The organism is Embleya sp. NPDC005971, from assembly GCF_040629175.1.
GTDB lineage: Bacteria > Actinomycetota > Actinomycetes > Streptomycetales > Streptomycetaceae > Embleya.
Window position 1 is genome coordinate 81,258 of sequence record NZ_JBEXUX010000002.1, and the last position, 19,292, is coordinate 100,549.

Here is a 19,292-nt window from a genome sequence, read left to right on the forward strand (position 1 = left end):
AGTGATTCCGCTTTCGTTCGCACAGCGCCGCATGTGGCTGACGCACCAACTGGAGGGTGGGGCGGAGACCTACAACATCTCCCCGGCGTTCCGGCTGACCGGGCCGCTGGACCGGGACGCCCTGGTCGCGGCGATCCGTGATGTCGTCGAGCGGCACGAGATCCTGCGCACCACGTACGTCACGGACGACGACGGCGAGCCGCACCCGCGGATCCTGCCGGCGGCGCAGGCGCAGGTGCAGGTTCCGGTCGTCGACGTGGCGCCCGACGCGCTGTCCGGCGCGGTCGACGACTTCATCGCGCACCGGTTCGACCTCTCCGCCGAACTCCCGTTGCGCGCCGCCTTGTTCCGCTGCTCCGCCGAGGAACACGTGCTGGTCCTGCTGGTTCACCACATCGCCTCGGACGGCGCCTCGGGCGCGCCGATGGCCCGGGATCTCACCACTGCCTACACCGCCCGCCGGCAGGGCCTGGCGCCGGCGTGGGAGCCGCTGCCCGTGCAGTACAAGGACTACGCGGTATGGCAGCGCGAGTTGCTCGGCGACGTGGCCGACCCGGGCAGTCTGGCCGCGGCACAGGCCGAGTACTGGCGCGCGGAGTTGGCCGAGGTGCCGCAGCCGCTGAACCTGCCGCTGGACCGGCCGCGCCCCGCGGAACGAAACCTGCAGGGCGACGCGGTCGACCTCGTGGTGGAACCGGAGGTGGCGACCGGCCTGCAGAAGCTGGCCGACGAGCGCGGGATGACCATGTCGATGGTCCTGCAGGCCGCGCTGGGCGTGCTGCTCGGCAAGCTCGGCGGCGGCGAGGACGTCACGATCGGCGGTCCGATCGCCGGGCGGACCGACGAGGCGCTGGCCGACCTGGTCGGCTTCTTCGTCAACACCCAGGTGTTGCGGGTGGACCTGTCCGGCAACCCGTCGTTCGTCGATCTGCTCGGCCGGGTGCGGGAGAAGGCGCTGACCGCCTACGAGCACCAGGACGTGCCGTTCGAGACGCTGGTCGAATTGATCAACCCCGACCGCTCCACGGCCTACCAGCCGCTGTTCCAGGTGATGCTCGCCTGGCAGAACTTCGAGAAGCAGGAATTTGAACTCCCGGGCCTCAAGGTCGAGTTCGAGCAGTACCTCACCCAGACCTCGCTGGCCGACCTGCTGATGTTCTTCAGCATGGACGAAACGGGCGCGCTGCGCGGCGACCTCCAGTACGCGACCCAGATCTTCGACCGGAACACGGCCGAGGCCATCGCCGCCCGATTCGCCCGCGTGCTGGAGCAGTTGGTTGCGGACCCGCAGGCCCCCATCGGCGCCGTCGAGGTGTTGTCGGCGGACGAGCGGGACTGGCTGGTGCGCGGGGTCAACGACACCGCGCACACGGTGAGCGAGTTCACCCTGCCGGGCGCGTTCGAGGCGCAGGTGGCGCGCGCCCCCGAGCGCGTCGCGGTGATCGGCGAAGACGAGACGCTGACCTACGCCGAGTTCAACCGACGGGCCAATCGACTGGCCCACTGGCTGATCGAACAGGGCGCGGGCCCCGAGCAGTTGGTCGCCGTACGGATCCCACGCTCGGTGGATCTGATGGTGGCCATCTACGCCGCCCTCAAGGCGGGCGCCGGCTACCTGCCGATCGACACCGAGCTGCCCGAGGACCGGGTGCGGCTGATGCTCGACGGCGCCGAGCCGCTGCTGGTGCTGGACGAGGCGCTCGCGGACGTGTCCGCCTACCCGGAGACGAACCCGGAGCGCGCCCTGTCGCCGGACAACGCCGCGTACGTCATCTACACCTCCGGATCCACCGGCGGCCCCAAGGGCGTGCAGGTGACCCACCGGTCGATCATGAACCGGCTCGAATGGGGCCTGGCGCACTTCGACGTCACCGCGGAGGACCGGGGGCTGCTCAGCTCATCGGCGAGCTTCGACGCGTCCATGCCGGAGCTGTTCGCGCCGCTGCAGATCGGCGCGGCCGTGGTGATCACCCGTCCGGACGGACCCCGGGATCCGGCCTACCTGGCCGACTTGATCCGGCGCGAGCGGGTGACCAGCGCGTTCTTCGTCCCCTCCCTGGCGGGGGCGTTCGTCGCCGAACCCGCGGCCAAGGAGTGCACGAGCCTGCGCTGGCTGGAGATCGCGGCCGAGGTGTTCCCGGCCCCGCTCGCCAACACGATCGCCGACCTGCTGCCCGACTGCGCCGTGCACAACCTCTACGGCCCCACCGAGGCCACGGTGGAGGTCACCTCGTGGCAACACGTGCCGGGCGCGGACCGGGTGCCGATCGGCGCACCGATCTGGAACACCCGGGTATACGTGCTGGACACGGCGCTGCGCCCGGTCGCCCCCGGGGTGGCCGGCGAGTTGTACGTGACCGGCGCCGGCCTGTCCCGGGGCTACCTCGGACAGACCGCGCTGACCGCCGAGCGGTTCGTGGCCTGCCCGTTCGGCGAGCCCGGCGCGCGGATGTACCGCACCGGGGACCTGGTGCGGTGGAACAAGGACGGTCGGGTCGAATACATCGGGCGGTCCGACTTCCAGGTGAAGATCCGCGGCTTCCGGATCGAACTGCCCGAGATCGAGCAGGCGTTGACCGGGCACCCCGCGCTGGCCCAGGCGGCGGTCGTGGTGCGCGAGGACCAGAAGGGCGACAAGCGCCTGGTGGCGTACGTGGTGCCCGACCCCAAGGCCGCGGTGGACGACGCCGACGCGCAGGTGGACGAATGGCGCCAGGTCTGCGACGCGGGATACGCCGGTTCGGCCGGCGAGGAATGGGGCGAGGACTTCCGCCTGTGGAACTCCGGCTACACCGGCGAACCGCTGCCGCTGGATCAGATGCGGGAGTGGCGGGACGCGGCGGTGGACCGGGTGTTGCGGTTCGCGCCGCGGCGGGTGCTGGAGATCGGCGCGGGTTCGGGCCTGCTCCTCGCGAAGATCGTCGGCGAGGTCGAGGAATACTGGGCCACCGACATCTCGCCGACGGTGGTGGACCGGGTCCGCGCACAGGCGGAGCAGGCCGGGCACGGGGAACGACTGCGGCTGAGCGTGCAACCGGCCGACGACGTCCGCGGACTGCCCCGAGGCACATTCGACACCGTGCTGCTCAACTCGGTGGTGCAGTACTTCCCGAGCGTCGACTACCTGGACCGGGTGCTGCGCCAGGCGCTGGAACTGCTCGCGCCGGGCGGCCGGGTGATCGTGGGCGACGTCCGCAACGCCGCGACTCTGCGCCTGCTGCTGACCGCGGTGCGGCGTACGGCGCAGCCGAACGCCTCGCGTGAGGACGTGCGCGAGGCGGTCGAGCAGGCGCTGCTCGCCGAACGCGAACTGGTGGTCGCCCCCGAGTGGTTCGCCGACTGGGCGGCGGAGCACGGGGTCGGCGTCGACATCCGGCTGAAGCCGGGCCGGGCGCACAACGAACTCACCCGGCACCGCTACGAGATCGTCCTGCACAAGGAACCGGCGGACGTGCTCGACCTGTCCGCCGTCCCGGCGCTGCCGTGGGGTCGGGAGGTGTCCGACCTGGCCGGGCTGGGCGCGTGTGTGGACCGGGCGGGCGGCGCTCCGGTGCGGGTGTCCGGGATACCCAACGCGCGGCTGATGGCGGAGGCCACCGCCGCGTCGGCCACCGGGGTGCTGGGCACGGCCACCGCCTCGCGCCGGCCGGTCGACCCGGAGGACCTCGCCGCCTGGGCCCGCCGGCGGGGCGGGGAGGCGGTGCTCACCTGGTCCGGCGACGCGGTGCACAACTTCGACGCGATCCTGCTGTCCGAACCGCAAGGCGAACAGCGCTCCCTCGCAGCCGGGTTCGTGCCCGGCGCGGCTTCGGGGCGGAACAAGGCGAACGCTCCCGCCCTGGGCAAGTCGATCGCCCCCCTGCTGGCCGGGCTGCCCGAGTATCTGCGTGGCCGGTTGCCGGACTATATGGTCCCGGCCGTGCTGGTGCCGCTTGCCGAGCTTCCGTTGACCGCGGGCGGCAAGCTCGACCGGCGCGCGCTGCCGTCCGAGCACACCACCACGGTGAGCAGCGGCGGGCCGCGCAACTCCCATGAGGAAAAGCTGTGTTCCTTCTTCACCGAGTTGCTCGGCCTGGAGACGGTCGGCATCGACGACGACTTCTTCCGACTGGGCGGGCACTCGCTCCTGGCCACCCGGCTCTGTGCTCGGATCCGCAAGCAGTTCGGCGTCGATCTGCCGCTCAGGACGATCATCCAGTACCCCACGGTGGCCGAGCTGGGCGCGCTGGTGCTCGTCGGCGGAATCCCCGAGGACTACGTCGACGACTCGTTCGACGTGGTGCTGCCGCTGAACCGGGACCCCGGTACCGGCAAGCCGCCGGTGTGGTTCTTCCACGGCGGGGGCGGCGTCGGCTGGGCGTTCTTCACCTTCGCGCCCTACCTGGACCGGCCGGCCTACTCCCTCCAGTCCCGCGGCTCCAACGGCACGGACGAACTGGCGGGTTCGATCGAGGAGATGGTCGAGGACTACCTCGCCCAGATCCTGCGGATCCAACCCGAGGGGCCCTATCACCTGGTCGGCTGGTCCTTCGGCGGCCCGATCGCGCACGCCGTCGCGGCGTCGCTGGACAAGCTGGGTCGCGAGGTCGCCTTCGTCGCCGTGCTGGACTCCCAACCGGCGAACTCCGCCCCGGGGAACGGCTTCCGGCAGGTGCGCGACAAGGGGAAGGTGATGTACCGGGCCGATGTCGAGGAAGTCTTCGGCCAGTTCATGAACACCGAGAACCTGGACAACTTCCTGGAGAACATGTCGCGGGTGGGCGCCAACAACCTGAAGACGATGGGTGTCTTCGAATCCCCGGTCTACCGCGGTGACGTGCTGTACTTCAACGCGAAGTTGGACAAGGAGGAGGGCTTCTCGTACGGGCCCGACTGGCGGCCGCACGTCCTGGGCGCGATCGAATCGCACGACGTGGACGCCACGCACCACGACCTGCACATGCCCAAGCCCGCGGGTCAGATCATGAAGGTCATCGTCGCCAAGCTGGCGGAGCTGGACGTGGTGGGCAGGGCCGGGTACTCGAATGCGTGATTGGGGTTGGTCGGGGTGACACAGGCGGACAAGTCCGGACCCGACCGCGACCGGAGCGCGCTGCTGTGCGTGCCGTTCGCGGGAGCGGGACCGTCGTTCTTCCATCCGTGGCGCGAGTTGTCCGGCGACCGGTGGCGGGTGCTCTCGGTCGAGTTGCCCGGTCGGGAGCGGCGGATTCTGGAGACGCCGTACCGCAATGTCGTCGAAGCGGCCCGCAAATCGGTCGACGGCGTCATCGCGGACCTCGGCGAAGGGGGCCGGCCCGTGGTGCTGTTCGGGCACAGTCTGGGCGCGGTGCTCGCCTACGAGTTGGTGCATCTGCTCGACGCCCGCGGAGTGCGGGTCGAGCGGCTCGTCGTCAGTGGTTCGCCGGGGCCGTGGACGCAGCGGGAGCGGCGGGCGACCGGCCTTCCGGACGAGGAGTTCCTGGCCCGGGTCGAGGAGTTCGCGGGGTTTCGGCACGAGGCTCTGGATCACCCGGAGATGCGGGAACTGATCCTCCCCGTGCTCCAGGCCGACTGCGAGATGCACGAGAACTACCTGCCCAGCACGGACGAGCCGGTGTCGGTGCCGATCTGCTCGATTCGGGGCGGCTCCGACGGCCTGGTGAGCGCGGACCAGGCGCAGGAGTGGCGGAAGGCGACCACCGGGGAGTTCGAGTACGCGGAGTTCCCGGGCGATCACATGTACCTGGTCGACCGGGGCCGGGAGGTGCTGGATCTGATCGAGGCGCAATCCCGCCGCGATCGTTAGCGGTGTCCCGGGCGCGTTCGCTCCGGCAGGTCGTCCCCGTTCATCGGGGAGGGTGTGCCGGAGCGCCGTGTCAGGGGCGTGACAGACCGGTGTCAGGCTCGGCGGCCACGGTGGGGGGCATGAAAAGTTCGGCGATTGAAGTCTCAGGGCTGCGCAAGGCATTCGGCGACAAGGTCGTGCTCGACGGCATCGACTTCGAGGTCGCCGCAGGATCGGTGTTCTCCATGCTCGGGCCGAACGGGGCGGGCAAGACGACGACGGTGAACGTCCTGGCGACCCTGCTCAAGGGCGACTCCGGGACGGTGCGCGTCGCAGGCCACGACGTGGCGACCGAGACCAAGGCGGTGCGGGCGGCCATCGGGGTGACCGGACAGTTCGCCGCGGTGGACGAGTTGTTGTCCGGCCGGGAGAACCTGGAGCTGATGGCGGACCTGAAGCGGGTGCGGTCGAAGGAGCAACTGGTCTCGGGGCTGCTGGAGCGGTTCGACCTGACCGAGTCGGCGGACAAGCGGTCCGCGACCTACTCCGGCGGTATGCGCCGCAAGCTGGACCTGGCGATGACGCTGGTCGGCACGCCGCGGATCATCTTCCTGGACGAGCCGACGACCGGACTGGACCCGCGCAGCAGGCGCACGATGTGGGGGATCGTCCGCGAGTTGGTGGCCGAGGGCACCACGATCTTCCTCACCACCCAGTACCTGGAGGAAGCCGACCAGCTCGCCGACCGGCTCGTGGTCCTCGACCAGGGCAAGTTGGTCGCCGAGGGCACTCCCGACGAACTCAAGCGCCAGGCTCCCGGCACCCACGTCCGGCTCCGGTTCACCGACATCGCCGACCTCGAGGTGGCGGATCGCATCCTGCCCGGGGGCGCGCGCGACGACGAGGAACTGACCCTGCGGGTGCCCAGCGACGGCCAGTCGAGGTCGCTGCGGGCCCTGCTGGACCGGCTCGACGAATACATGATCAACGCCGAGGAGTTCGCGGTGCACACGCCGGACCTCGACGACGTTTTCCTCGCCCTGACCGGGCGCACGAGCGCGGAGGCGATCGCCAAGTGAGCAGCGTTTCGACGGCGTTGGCCGACTCGGGGATCATGTTGCGCCGCAACCTCAAGCACACGGTGCGCAACCCGCTCGTGTTGTTCAACGCGATCCTGTTCCCGATCGTGCTCCTGCTCATGTTCGTCAAGGTGCTCGGTGGCGGCTTCAGCGTCGGCGAGAACTACATCGACTACGCGACGCCGGGCATGCTCGTGATGGCCGTCAGCTACGGCCTGGGGTCCACCGCGACGGCGGTCAACGACGACATGACCAAGGGCATCATCAACCGGTTCAAGGCCATGGACATCTCCCGCGGCGCGGTACTGACCGGGCAGGTCGTGGTCACCACGGTGCGCTGCCTGGTGGCCTGCGCGGCGATCGTCGCGGTGGCCTTCACCATGGGCTTCGACCCGCAGGCGAGCGCTCTCGACTGGCTCGGCGTAGTCGGTCTGCTGCTGCTGCTCACCTTCGGGGCGAGCTGGCTCACCGTCGCCATGGGATTGGCTGCGAAGACCGCGGAGTCGGCGGGTCTGGCCACCGTGCCGCTGATCATGCTGCCCTTCCTCAGCAGCGCGATCGTGCCCTCGGACACGATGGGAGCGGGCGTGCGGCAGTTCGTGGAGTACCAGCCCTTCACCCCGATCATCGAGACGCTGCGCGGGCTGCTGGCGGGCGACCCGTCGACCGGCGACGCGCTCGCGGCGGTCGCCTGGTGTCTGGGGTTGGCCCTGCTGGGCTACGTGTGGGCGGTGGCCACGTTCAAGAAGCGAGCGTGACCTCGACGAGCCGCGACCAGTCGGTCCGCGTGCCCTCCCGAGCCGCCTCGGCGAACCCCGTGTCGCCGAGGCACCGCCGCACGCTCTGCTCGATCCGGGCCACGTCCGGGTGCGAGCGGTCCGGCAGCCCGCGCACGGCCGCGCTCGCCGCGAGCAGCCGCGCGGCCTGCGCGTGATCCCCGCGGCGCAACGCCAGGTCCGCGACGCCGACGAGCACCTGGGCGATCAGCGGCGCGTGGCCCGCCTGGGCCGCCGCCCGGCAGGCCGCCGCGCGGTGCTCCCGGGCCTGGTCGAGGTCTTCGGCGAGGTAGCCGAGCAGATCCTGGGTCAGCCCGCGGACGTTCACCTGCTCCGCGTCCTCGCCCAAAATGGCCGTCGCCACGCCGAGTTGCCGACGGGCCTCCTCGGCATCGCCCTCCCAGCGGGCGAGTTCGGCCTTCGCCAGGGCCAGTTCGGCCAGCGCGTCCGGCCAGGCCACCCGTTGCGCGCAGCGCTGCGCCTCGGCGATGGCGACGGCGCAGGCGTCCTTGTCGCCGGCCAGCCAATACAGTTGCGCCTGCCGCGACCGCATCCGGATGACGTCCTCGATGGCGCCGACCTCGGTGACGACCGCGATCGCCTGTTCGTAGTGCTCGCACGCGGCGGCGAACTCCCCGCGCACCGCTATTCGGTCGGCCAACTCGCTGTGGGCGAACGAGATGCCGAACCGCTCGCCGAGCGCCCGGAATTCGGCGAGCGCCATCTCCAGGTACGCGTCCGCGTCCCGCCCGTCGTGGCCGAGCATGATCCGCATCTTGCCCAGGTGCAGCCGGGCCAGCGCGCGCACCCACGGATCCTCGTCGTCCAGCAGCGGTTCGAAGGCGGGCAGGAACGCGTCGGGCGACTGCAACAGGCGTTCCAGCGCGGCGACGAGCCCCAGCAGCGGGAAACCGCGCCGGCTGCGGCGGCCGAGCCGGTGCGCCTCGCGGATCCACTCCGCGGCCTGGTGTTCGTCGCCCCGCCCGGCACTGACGAACAACACGACCAGCGCGTAGACCGTGGCCCGGACCTCGTCGGTCACCTCGCCGGGCATCCTGGTGGCGGCGGTGATCAGCTCGATGCCCTCGGTCCGGTGCCCGCCGAGCCACCAGTACCAACCCGCGCCCGCCGCGAGCCGCATCGCCGCCTGGGCCTCGTCGGCCGCCAACGCGCCGCGCATCGCCGCACCGATGTTCTCGTGCTCGGCCTCCAGCGTGGCGAGCCACCGCAACTGCTCGGCGCGGCGCAGATGCGGCTCGGCGGTCTCGGCGAGTTCGGTGAAGTAGGCGAGATGCGCGTGGCGCGCCAGGTCCGCCTCGCCCGCCTCCGCGAGCCGGTGCCCGGCGTACTCCTTGATGGTGCCGAGCATGCGGTAGCGCGGGGCGCCGGAACCCTCGGCGACCAGCAGCGACTTCTCGGTCAGCGCGGTGAGCAGTTCGAGCACCTGCTCCCGCTCGACCGTGCCGCCCGCGCAGACCCGTTCGGCCGCCTCCAGGCTCGCCCCGCCGGAGAACACCGAGAGCATCCGCAACACCACCCGCTCGGCGTGGGTGAGCAGTTCCCAGCTCCAGTCGACCGCCGCGCGCAACGTCTTGTGCCGCGGCAGCGCGGTCCGACTGCCACCGGTCAGCAGGCGGAACCGGTCGTCGAGGCGGTTGGCGAGTTGGTCGATGGACATGGTGCGCAATCGGGCGGCGGCCAGTTCGATCGCCAGCGGCATGCCGTCCAGGGCCCGGCACACCCGCGCCATGGTGGCCAGCGTGTGGGCGTCCACCCACAGATCCCGGCGCACCGCCCCGGCCCGGTCGCGCAGCAGCCGCACGGCCGGTGAGGACTCGATCTCGCCGAGCCGCGCGTCCCCCTCCGGCAGCGCCAGCGGCTCGACCGGCCACAGCGCCTCGCCGGTGATGCCCAGCGGCTCCCGGCTCGTCGCCAGGATCCGCAGCCGCCGGCATTCACCCAGCACCCGGTGCGCGAACACCGCCGCGGACTCGATCACATGCTCGCAGTTGTCCAGGATCAGCAGCGTCTCCCGCTCGCGGATCGCGGCGATGAACCGGTCCACCGGCTCCGCGTTCGGGGCGCCGCCGAGCAGCGCGTCGCGCAGGCCGAGCCCGACCAGGGTCGACTGCGCCACGTCGCCGTCCGCGCCGATGCCGGCGAGTTCCACCAGCCAGACCCCGTCCGGCAGGTCGCCCAGCAGCGTGCGCGCGGTCTCCGTGGCCAGCCTGGTCTTTCCCGCGCCGCCCGGCCCGATCACCGTGGTCAGGCGGTGCTCGGCGACGAGCTCGCGGACCGCGGCGACATCGGCGCCCCGACCGACGAAGGTGGTCAGTTCGGCGCGCAGGTTGGTCCTGCGGCTCTCCCGGCTCGGCCCCAACTCGCCCCGCAGCAGCGCGACGTGCAGCGCGGCCAGCTCGGCCGAGGGATCCACGCCCAGCGCGTCGGCCAGGGCCTCCCGGGCCCGCTCGTAGGCCAGCAGCGCCTCGCTGTCGCGACCGGCCGCCACGAGCGCGCGGATCAGGGCGGCGACGAGCCGTTCGCGCAGCGGGTGCGCGGTCACCAGATCGGCCAACTCGGTGACCAGTTCGGCACCGTGCCCCAGGGCGACCTCCGCGTCGACCCGCTCCTCGGTCGCGGTCAACCGCAACCCTTCGAGCCGGGCGACCGCGGCGTCGAACGCGGCGCTGTCCTGGAGACCGACGTCCTGCATCGGCGCACCGCGCCACAACGCCAGGGCCTCGCGCAGCAGCCGCACCCGTCCGGCGGCGTCCTCGGTGCGGGACTGGGCCGCGGCGACCAGGCGTTCGAACCGCACGGCGTCGACGCCGTCGGGCCCCACCGTCAGCCGGTAGCCGTCCGGCTGCCCCTCGATCGCGCCGTCCGGCAGCACCTTGCGCAATCGGGAGACCAGGCGTTGCAGGGCGTTCGTCGCGTCGGCGGGCGGATGTTCCCCCCAGATCCAGTCGACGAGCGACGCCTTGGGGATCGCCCGACCGGGCCTGAGCGCGAGTGCGATCAGCAGTCCGCGCAGCCGCGCGCCCGGCACGTCGGCCAGGTCGCCGGCGTCCGTGCGCACCTCGAATGGACCCAGCATCCCGATCTGCACCCATTGATTTTGTCATGGGTGTTCGGCGGGCAGTGACCGCGTCGACCGGCTGATTCTGTCGCGCGCGTGCGACGGCGGCCACCCGGGTCGACCGGCGCCGGTACCGGTATCCGCATGTTGCCCCGCCGGTGGTGCGGACAACTGGACGCGGGCGAAATCACCGCCGCGCCGCGCACTCGTGCAGGTATCCACCCGGTCTTCCGGTGCGTGCGGGTGGACCCGTCCCGCCGACGGGACAGCCCGCGCACCGGGCCGCCCGCAGCCGACTCCGGGCCCGACCGTCCCACCAGCCGTGGAGCCCGAAATCCCATGACTTCGGGCGCAGTTGCCACCCGCGGACCGGCTTGCCGGCGGGCCTTGCACCGGCCCTTGGAACGTTGACACCCTCCGGCCCGGCGGACAGAGTATTGGAGCTGGGGAACCGCGAAAAGGCCCGGGTCGTGTTGCTGCGATCGGCCGGCGTGACCCCCGGCCCGGCGGATCGCTGTTGGGCGTGAGCGTCGATCCGTACACGCAGACGAGCCACTGGAACCGTGTCCACCGCGAGTGGAACCGTGTCGCGGGCCGTCTGCCCGGCCAACAGCGGCTGCGCATCAGGGGCGATGCCGCGTCGACACCCCGGTTTCGACCACCTCTTCGTGTCCGGGGCCGAACTTCAGGAGCCGGCAGACGGTACCCCGTGGCGGCTTCACGAACTCGTTCCGCACGGCAAGCAGTACCTGACAAGTAGGAGCTGACCCATGAACACACTTGGCGATGGCGTATTGGAGAAGGCCGCGGCGGAGTACGCGGAGCAGGGCTTCTCCATCATCCGCAACGTCGTGCCACCGGAGGTCGTGGACGAGGCGCGCGCCCACGTCGAATGGCTCACCGGCAAGTACCCGGACCTGCGTCCCGAGCACTTCCATCACCCGCTGATCCGCAACGACGCCTTCTGGGCACGTCTGGTCTCGGACACCCGTCTGGTGGACATCGCGGAGTTCTTCCTCGGCCCGGACGTGGCGTGCTTCACCGCCCACTACATCTGCAAGCCCCCGCACACCGGACAACCGGTGTTGTGGCACCAGGACGGCGCCTACTGGACGCTCAGTCCGATGGAGGCGCTGACGGTGTGGCTGGCCGTCGACGAGAGCAACACCGAGAACGGCTGCCTGCGCATGATCCCCGGCAGCCACGAACTGCCGCTGCACAAACCGTCGGTCCGTACGGACAAGGACAACATGCTGTTCTCCGTGTCCGACGAGACCCTGGTGCGGGAGTGGGTGGACAAGCGCGGCATCGTGGACATCGAACTCCGGCCGGGCGACGTGTCGATCCACCATCCGCACCTGCTGCACTGCTCGGAACCCAACACCTCCGCCAAGCGCCGGTGCGGTCTCGACATCGGTTACATCTCGACGACCACGCGGATCCACAGCGAGGGGCTGTACCTGGACCCCCTGCTCGTCCGCGGGGCCGACAGCAACGGTGTCAACACCTACCGCCCGTTCCCCGCCTACCAGGAGGGCGAGACGATTCCCTTCGCCGGGCAGGACGAGTGGAGCGCCAAGGTGGCCCCGCTCAACGAGGCGCTGACGTCGCGTTCGCGCGAGGGTTCCGAGGACAGTCCGATCGAGGCGACCCGACGCATGATCGACCGGCTGCGCGAAGGCACCGTGAAGCGCTGATCGCAGCCGCACCGACCGATGGCACACCGCTTTGGGGCGGTGTGCCATCGGTGGTTGTCGGTGCCCGATCGCTCGGCGGGCGCTTCGGGGCGGGGTGGTGCGGGGTGCCGCGGGCCGGCTGCTCAGGCGTGGCGCCGGCGGCCGGGGCGGCTCACCACACGAACGCTTCCCCGTCGCCCCGCTTCTCGATGCAGTAGGCGCGGAAGGCTTGCGCCTTGGCCACCATGTCGGCGTCCCCGGTGCGCCGTACGGCCTCCACGTACCAGTCGAACGACGCGGCGGCGTGTGCGCGTCGCACGAAGTGCAGCGCGGCAAAGCGACGGAACGCCGCCCGCATGGTCTCCGGGGTCAAGTCCCGTCCGGAGTCCATGAGTTCCTCAAGCTCCGCGTCGGTCGGCTCGGGCCGTTCGACGATGCGGATCGGCTCGGTCGCGGGGATGGCGTTGCGGATCGCGACGGGCTCTTCGGCGTCCGTGAAATCAAGGCACAGGGAGAGCCGGGCCGTCCCGACGGAGCTGCGCACGGAATGCGGGACGGTCGTGTGGATCTTCCACACCTCACCGCGACGCAGGTGATAGACGATGTCGTTCTCGGAATGGAGGGATTCATCGGTGGTGCGCAACGGAATCTGCAACCTGGTGCCCGGTTCGGCGAATTCGAGAAAGTCCACGTGCGGTGCGAGAATTCCGTCACGGAGGCTGAAGATGCGCACCCATTGCAGCCGGTCCAGTGGGAAATTATCGGTCACCAGGGACATGATTCCCGGTAGTTCCCGACCCAGTTCGGTGAGGGTCAGGCGACCGTCGTGCGGGCGGAAGGCGGTATCGGAATCGGCGCCGCTGCCATTGGCCAGCACATGGGACGACCACGACCCGAAGGTATAGGTGTCATAGTCGCCTCCGTATTCGTGGCGATCCACGACGGACAATTCGGAATCCAGGTCGTACGAATCGATGGGCAGTACCGCAAGCCGTTGCGACTCAAGCACGGGAATCCCCTTCAGCACATGATTGTTTGATGCACCCGGAAGCTGCTGGGCGTTACTCCCGATCGTCACCATAATTCTCCGGATCTGCGATGGCAATGACGTCACCGTGCCCGGAGTCGCGTGTCTCCGGGCGCTCCGGGAGCGGCGCGGGCCGCCGTACATTGCGGCTGATAGTCGCAGTACACGGGTGCCGTGCGACCGGGCACCGGCTCATAATGTCCTGTTGGCGGGACAACCGGTGCCCGGCCGGCCGTCCGCACCGCCGGCCCTTGCCTGTGGTTTCCCCGGCCATTTACGTTGGCGTCGCGATGGCCTTCGGGTGCACGTATCGAGTACCCGATCGATGCCGGGACGGGCTTCCGGATCGCCGCGTACCGGCACGGCGCCGGCCCGGCCGGCGAACCTCGCGAACACCCGCAATGGCGTGGGTGGTAATTCCCGTTCGGCGGAGAAAGGAAAGGCTGGCCATGGAATCGTCACCGCAGGTCCACCGGCAAGGTGGGCAGGACCAGGTGTCGGAACGACAAGCCGCGCCTTCGAGTGCGCCGGTGTCCCTCGTACCGGAAATTGCCGCGCTGTGGGGTGAATATCTCGACGGCCGCGCGGTCGGGGCGGACGACGACTTCTTCGCCATCGGTGGAAATTCGCTGATCGGGATCAAGATCATCGACCGGGTGACCCGGGACTACGGTGTGCAATTGTCGGTGCGTGATTTCTATCTGGCGCAGACCCCGGCCCGGGTCGCCGAGCTGATCGAGCAGGGGAGGGCCCGGTCGTGAGGTTGACGCCGGGTGCCGGAGGCGACGTCGACCTGGACCGCGTCGACCTGTTCGACCTGGACCTGTACACCTCGGGCGATCCGCATCCGATCTGGGACGTGATGCGGGCCGAGGCGCCCCTGCACCACCAGGTCCTCCCGGACGGGCGGGAGTTCTGGTCGGTGACCCGCTACGACGACGTCTGCCGAGTGCTCGGCGACCACCGGGAGTTCACCTCGGAGCGCGGCACGGTGGTCACCCACCTCGGGGAGGACGACGTCGCGGCGGGCAAGCTGATGACGTCCACCGATCCGCCGCGACACACCCAGGTGCGCCGGGCGATCGGCGCCAAGCTCACCGCGCGGGCGGTGGCCCCCTGGCAGGACCGGATCCGGCAGTCGATCGTGCGCTTCCTCGAACCGGCCCTCGACGGCGCCACCTTCGACCTGGCCGAGCAGGCGCATCGGCTGCCGATGATCGTCGCGGGGCCGCTGATGGGGATCCCGGAGCGGGACTGGGACGAGCTGGTGCAGTTGACCGCCATGGTCACGGCCCCCTCGGACCCGCACTTCCGACACGGCAGCGAGGCCGCGACGCTGGCCATCTCGCACCACGAACTCGTCACCTACGTCACCGAATGGGTCAGGAAGCGGCGGGCGGCCGGCGGCGAGGACGGCAGCCTGCTCGACCACCTGATGACCGTGCACGCGGGAGACGCGCCGCTGACCGACGAGGAGATCGCCCTCGACGGATACAGCCTGCTCTTGGGCGCCAACGTGACGACGCCGCACACCGTCTCCGGCACGGTGCACGCGCTCATCGAGCGGCCCGAGCAGTTCGCCAAGGTGCAGGCCGACCCGACGCTGGTGCCCTCGCTGGTCGAGGAGGGGCTGCGCTGGACGTCGGCCGCGTGCAACTTCATGCGCTACGCGGTGGCCGACACCGAGATCGGCGGGGGCGTCGTGCCGGCCCGCGGCGCGGTCGTCGCGTGGATCGGATCGGCCAACCGGGACGAGTCCCAATTCACCGATCCGCACCGGTTCGACGTCACGCGGCGGGAGAACCGCCACGTCGCGTTCGGGTTCGGGCCGCACTACTGCATCGGCGGACCGCTGGCCCGGCAGACGTTGCGGATCTTCTTCGAGGAACTGCTCGGGCGGTTCGAATCGATCGAACTCGCCGGCGAACCGCAACATCTGCGCTCGTACTTCATCGCCGGGATGACCCACCTGCCCATCGTCGCCCGGAAACGGACGACGCCATGACATCCGCCGCCGCCACGTGGCCGTGGTTCGTCCGGCCGCCGTCCGGCGATCACCCCGCCCGGATCTTCTGTTTCCCCTATGCCGGTTCCGGGTCGTCGGCCTTCGGCGGCTGGCCGGCGGTGATCGACGACGTCGAGGTCTGCCCGGTGCAGTTCCCCGGCCGCGAGAGCCGACTGGCCGAACCCCACTACGGCACCTACGAGCGGCTCGTCGTCGACCTGACCGAACCGCTGGCGCCGTTGCTGGACCGGCCGTTCGCGTTCTTCGGGCACTGCGCGGGCGCGCTGCCCGCCTACGAGACCACCCTGCGCCTGATCGAACTGGGCCTGCCCACACCGGAGTCGCTCATCGTCTCCGGCCAGGTCGCACCACACGACGCGGCGGGCGACCGGATGCTCGCCATGACCGAGGCGGAGCTGCGGGCCGAGTTGGCGGCGGTCGTGCGCGGCCGAGGCATCGAACCGCGCCCGGACATGCTCGAACTGGGCATGCTGGTGCTGCTTCGCGACCTGGCCGCCGCGCGCGAGTACCGGCGGGTGGAGCCGGTCCCGCTGCCCTGCCCGATCGTGGTCCTGCGCTGGCGGGACGACCCCGACGTGAGCCTCGACCGGCTCCAGGGGTGGCGTCGGTACGCGGATTCCGTCGACATCCGAGAAGTCGACGGAGGCCGCTACGACTTCATGAACGCGGCGGACGAACTGCTGAAGTTGTCGACCTCCTGGCGGTGAAAGCCGTGCAGCCCGTGAGAGCCGTGCGCCGAGGAAACCGGAAGGGACTCGCATGAGTGGCGCAGCCACCGATATTGCCGTCATCGGGATGTCGTGCCGCTTCCCCGGCGTGCACGATCCGCAGGAGTTCTGGCGTCTGCTGGTCGAGGGCAACTCGACCGTCGGCACCTTTCCCGAGCGGCGGGCGGCCGATACGACGCCCCCCTCGACCCACCCGGACGCCGCCACCGTGAACGCGGGTTCGTTCCTGGCGGCCATCGACGGCTTCGACGCGGAGTTCTTCGGTACGGGTCCGGCGGAGGCCGCCGCGATGGACCCGGTGCAGCGACTGGGCCTGGAACTCGCCTGGGAGGCCGTCGAGGACGCCCGCGTCCCGGCGACCGCGCTGGCGGGCCGGGAGGTCGACGTCGTGGTCGGCGCGGCCCCCTCCGGGTACGAACTGCTGCGCAGGCTGTCCGGTGGCGACCGGGACGACCACTACGCCGCCCTCGGGTCGAGCGGGGCGTTGATCGCGAACCGGATCTCCGCGCTGTTGGACGTTCGCGGCATGAGCTTCTGCGCGGACTCGGGCCAGTCCTCCTCGCTCGTGTCGTTGGCGCTGGCCTGCGACCGGATCCGCGCCGGCGCGGTCGAGTTGGCGATCGCGGGCGGCGTGCACCTGATCGCCGACCCGGAGGCCGGACTCGGCCTGGCGAACCTGGGCGCGTTGTCCCCCGAGGGCCGTTGCTTCACGTTCGACGAGCGGGCCGGCGGCTTCGTCCGGGGGGAGGGCGGGGCGTTCGTCGTGTTGAAGCGGCTCGACCTGGCCGTGGCCGATGGCGACCACATCTACGCGGTGGTGCGCGGCTGGGGGGTGGGCAGCGGTGGGGCGACCTCCCGGATGCCCGACCCCAGCCCCGGCGCACAGGCGGCGGCCGTGTTGTCCGCGCTCGCACGCTCGGGTGTCCCGTTCGACTCCCTCGACTACGTCGAGGCGCACGGCACCGGTACCCGAGTCGGCGATCCGGCGGAAGCGGCGGGCCTGCGCGAGGTGTTCCGGGAGACCGGCCGGAGTCGGCCCCTGGTGGTCGGCTCGGTGAAGACCAATGTCGGGCACCTGGAGCCGGCCGCGGGCATCGTCGGCTTCGTCAAGGTCGCGCTGTGCCTGGATCGTGCCCATCTGGTGCCGAACCTGAACTTCCGCGTCGCCAACCCCGCGATCCCGGACTTCCAGGCGGACTTCGAGGTCCTTGGGGCCGGGCGGCCGTGGCCGGGCACGCCCGGTCGACCGCGGCGGGCGGGGGTGTCGGCGTTCGGCCTGGGCGGCACGAACGCGCATGTGATTCTCGAACAGGCCCCCGAGGAGCGGACCGAACCCCGGCCCGCCGCCGAGGAATCGGGCACCGCGAGCCCCTTCGGGGCGGTGCCGTGGGTGTTGTCGGCGCGCACCGAGCCGGCGCTGCGCGAGCAGGCGGCGCGGTTGCGGGAGTCGTCGGCCGCGGACGCCTCACGGTCGGTGGCGGACATCGCGTACTCGCTGGTGTCGACGCGGTCCTCGTTCGCGCATCGGGCGGTGGTGCCGGCCGCCGACCGGGCACAGGCCCTGGCCGGTCTGGACCTGATCGCGGCGGGCGGTGCCGCGCCGCAGGTCGTGCGCGGGGTGGCGGCGGGGCCGGTGGGTCCGGTCGTCTTCGTGTTTCCCGGCCAGGGGTCGCAGTGGCCGGGCATGGGGAAGCGGTTGTACGCGCAGTCGCCGGTGTTCGCGGCCGCGATCGACGAGTGCGCGCGGGCCCTGGAGCCCTGGGTGGACTGGTCGTTGGTCGAGGTGCTGACCGGTGCGGAGTCGGCCGCGTCGTTGGATCGGGTGGACGTGGTCCAGCCGGTGTTGTTCGCGATGATGGTGTCGTTGGCGCGGGTGTGGCAGTCGCTGGGGGTGGTCCCCGACGTCGTGGTGGGGCACTCGCAGGGCGAGATCGCCGCGGCCTGCGTATCGGGCGCGCTGTCGTTGGCGGACGCGGCGCGGGTCGTCGCGGTGCGCAGCCGGGCCCTGATCGAGCTGGCCGGTTCGGGCGGGATGAGTGCGGTGGCCGCGTCCCCCGAATGGGTTAGGGACCGGTTGCGGCAGTGCTCCGGGCTCTCCTTGGCGGCGGTCAACGGCCCGTCCTCGGTGGTGATTTCCGGAGACGACGAGGCGCTGGACCGTTTCGCGGCGACGGCGGCCGACGAGGGTGTCCGGGTGCGCCGGGTCAAGGTGGACTACGCGTCGCACTCGCACCACGTCGAACGCATCCGTACCGGGCTGCTCGCGGCCACCTCGGGTCTGTCGCCGCGCACCTCGGCGGTGGAGTTCCACTCCACGGTCACCGGCGAACCGCTCGACACGCACATGCTGGACGGCTCGTACTGGTACGACAACCTGCGTTCGACGGTGCGGTTCGGCGAGGTGGTCGAACGCCTGATGCGCGAGCGCGGCGGGGTGTTCGTCGAGGTGAGTCCGCATCCGGTGCTCGAAGTGGCGATGGCGGAGACCGGCGACGCGCTGGCCGCCTCGCCGGTGGTGGTGGGCACGCTGCACAAGGACGACGGGAGCGCGGGCGAGGTGCTGGCGTCGTTGGCCGAACTGTACGTGCGTGGGGTGTCGGTGGACTGGGCGGCGGCGTTCGCCGCGGACCGGCCGCGCCGAATCCCCCTGCCGACCTACCCGTTCCAGCGCCGGCGGTACTGGCTGACCGCGCCCGAGGACGCCGGCCCGACGCCCCCGGGCGCCGCCGCGCACGATGGTGGATCCGGCCCGAACGCCGGCACGGCGGACCTGGGTTCGGAGCTTGCGGTGCTCGACCTGGTGTGCGCCGAGACGGCGGCGGTACTGCACACCGGGGACGCGGATCCGACCGGCGCCGATCTCCTCGCCCGGTCGACGGAGACGTTCAAGGGGTTGGGTTTCGACTCCTCGATGGCGGTACGGCTGCGCAATCGGCTCACCGCGGCGGCCGGGGTGCGGCTTTCGGCCACCGTCGCGTTCACCCATCCCACGCCACAAACGCTCGGGCGCCACATCTTCTCCCTCCTCGCACCGGAGTTGCCCGAAGCCGGGGAAGCGGCGACGACGCGTCCGGCAAACCACAGCGACGACGACCTGTACGCGTTGATCGACCGCGGCTACGTGTAGCCACACCTGT

At 70.9% G+C, this 19,292-nt stretch carries 11 protein-coding genes; 9 read left to right on the forward strand and 2 right to left on the reverse strand.

From position 1 onward, the window contains the following. Position 1: 1 nt before the first annotated feature. The 4 genes from ABZ374_RS03390 (at position 2) to ABZ374_RS03405 (ending at position 7,601) form a co-directional block, all read left to right on the forward strand. Positions 2-5,032 carry an amino acid adenylation domain-containing protein gene (locus tag ABZ374_RS03390; RefSeq protein ID WP_360305617.1) on the forward strand — a complete coding sequence of 1,677 codons (5,031 nt, stop codon included), beginning with the start codon at positions 2-4 and terminating at the stop codon, positions 5,030-5,032. A 15-nt stretch (positions 5,033-5,047) separates the two neighbouring features. Further along, complete coding sequence (locus tag ABZ374_RS03395) at positions 5,048-5,785, forward strand: alpha/beta fold hydrolase (RefSeq protein WP_360305619.1); 738 nt, start codon at positions 5,048-5,050, stop codon at positions 5,783-5,785. A gap of 119 nt (positions 5,786-5,904) precedes the next feature. Beyond that, on the forward strand, positions 5,905-6,843 hold the full coding sequence (locus tag ABZ374_RS03400; protein ID WP_360305621.1) for an ATP-binding cassette domain-containing protein: 939 nt from the start codon (positions 5,905-5,907) through the stop codon (positions 6,841-6,843). Then, on the forward strand, positions 6,840-7,601 hold the full coding sequence (locus tag ABZ374_RS03405; protein WP_360305623.1) for an ABC transporter permease: 762 nt from the start codon (positions 6,840-6,842) through the stop codon (positions 7,599-7,601). Before ABZ374_RS03400 ends, ABZ374_RS03405 begins: the two co-directional genes overlap by 4 nt. Here ABZ374_RS03405 and ABZ374_RS03410 read toward each other — a convergent pair. Then, the gene (locus tag ABZ374_RS03410; protein WP_360305625.1) at positions 7,585-10,728 is read right to left on the reverse strand and encodes a BTAD domain-containing putative transcriptional regulator; all 3,144 of its coding nucleotides are present in this window, start codon (positions 10,726-10,728) and stop codon (positions 7,585-7,587) included. The two genes, ABZ374_RS03405 and ABZ374_RS03410, sit on opposite strands and share 17 nt — an antisense overlap. A 740-nt stretch (positions 10,729-11,468) precedes the next feature. On the opposite strand from ABZ374_RS03410, the gene ABZ374_RS03415 reads away from it, so the two are divergent. Next, on the forward strand, positions 11,469-12,395 hold the full coding sequence (locus ABZ374_RS03415; RefSeq protein ID WP_360305627.1) for a phytanoyl-CoA dioxygenase family protein: 927 nt from the start codon (positions 11,469-11,471) through the stop codon (positions 12,393-12,395). 151 nt (positions 12,396-12,546) lie between these two features. Here ABZ374_RS03415 and ABZ374_RS03420 read toward each other — a convergent pair whose 3' ends face one another. Then, on the reverse strand, positions 12,547-13,455 hold the full coding sequence (locus ABZ374_RS03420) for a putative nonproteinogenic amino acid hydroxylase (RefSeq protein WP_360305629.1): 909 nt from the start codon (positions 13,453-13,455) through the stop codon (positions 12,547-12,549). 476 nt (positions 13,456-13,931) lie between these two features. Here ABZ374_RS03420 and ABZ374_RS03425 point away from each other — a divergent pair, with 476 nt between their 5' ends. Genes ABZ374_RS03425 through ABZ374_RS03440 form a run of 4 tightly spaced genes read left to right on the forward strand, consistent with a single transcriptional unit; the run spans position 13,932 to position 19,282 of the window. Further along, positions 13,932-14,162, forward strand: a complete 231-nt coding sequence (locus tag ABZ374_RS03425) for a phosphopantetheine-binding protein (protein ID WP_360305631.1) — start codon at positions 13,932-13,934, stop codon at positions 14,160-14,162. Beyond that, positions 14,159-15,406, forward strand: a complete 1,248-nt coding sequence (locus ABZ374_RS03430; protein WP_360305633.1) for a cytochrome P450 — start codon at positions 14,159-14,161, stop codon at positions 15,404-15,406. The genes ABZ374_RS03425 and ABZ374_RS03430 overlap by 4 nt, the downstream gene beginning before the upstream one ends. Then, positions 15,403-16,134: a thioesterase domain-containing protein gene (locus tag ABZ374_RS03435; RefSeq protein ID WP_360305635.1), complete on the forward strand. Its 732-nt coding sequence runs from the start codon at positions 15,403-15,405 to the stop codon at positions 16,132-16,134. Before ABZ374_RS03430 ends, ABZ374_RS03435 begins: the two co-directional genes overlap by 4 nt. Positions 16,135-16,186: 52 nt before the next feature. Further along, positions 16,187-19,282, forward strand: a complete 3,096-nt coding sequence (locus tag ABZ374_RS03440) for a type I polyketide synthase (protein WP_360305637.1) — start codon at positions 16,187-16,189, stop codon at positions 19,280-19,282. Positions 19,283-19,292: the final 10 nt, after the last annotated feature.

Excerpts from the sequence above, each read along its gene's own strand:
- ABZ374_RS03440 (WP_360305637.1), top strand. The coding sequence starts at position 16,187 with ATGAGTGGCGCAGCCACCGATATTGCCGTCATCGGGATGTCGTGCCGC.
- ABZ374_RS03435 (WP_360305635.1), top strand. The coding sequence starts at position 15,403 with ATGACATCCGCCGCCGCCACGTGGCCGTGGTTCGTCCGGCCGCCGTCC.
- ABZ374_RS03415 (WP_360305627.1), top strand. The coding sequence starts at position 11,469 with ATGAACACACTTGGCGATGGCGTATTGGAGAAGGCCGCGGCGGAGTAC.
- ABZ374_RS03400 (WP_360305621.1), top strand. The coding sequence starts at position 5,905 with ATGAAAAGTTCGGCGATTGAAGTCTCAGGGCTGCGCAAGGCATTCGGC.
- ABZ374_RS03420 (WP_360305629.1), bottom strand. The coding sequence starts at position 13,455 with ATGGTGACGATCGGGAGTAACGCCCAGCAGCTTCCGGGTGCATCAAAC.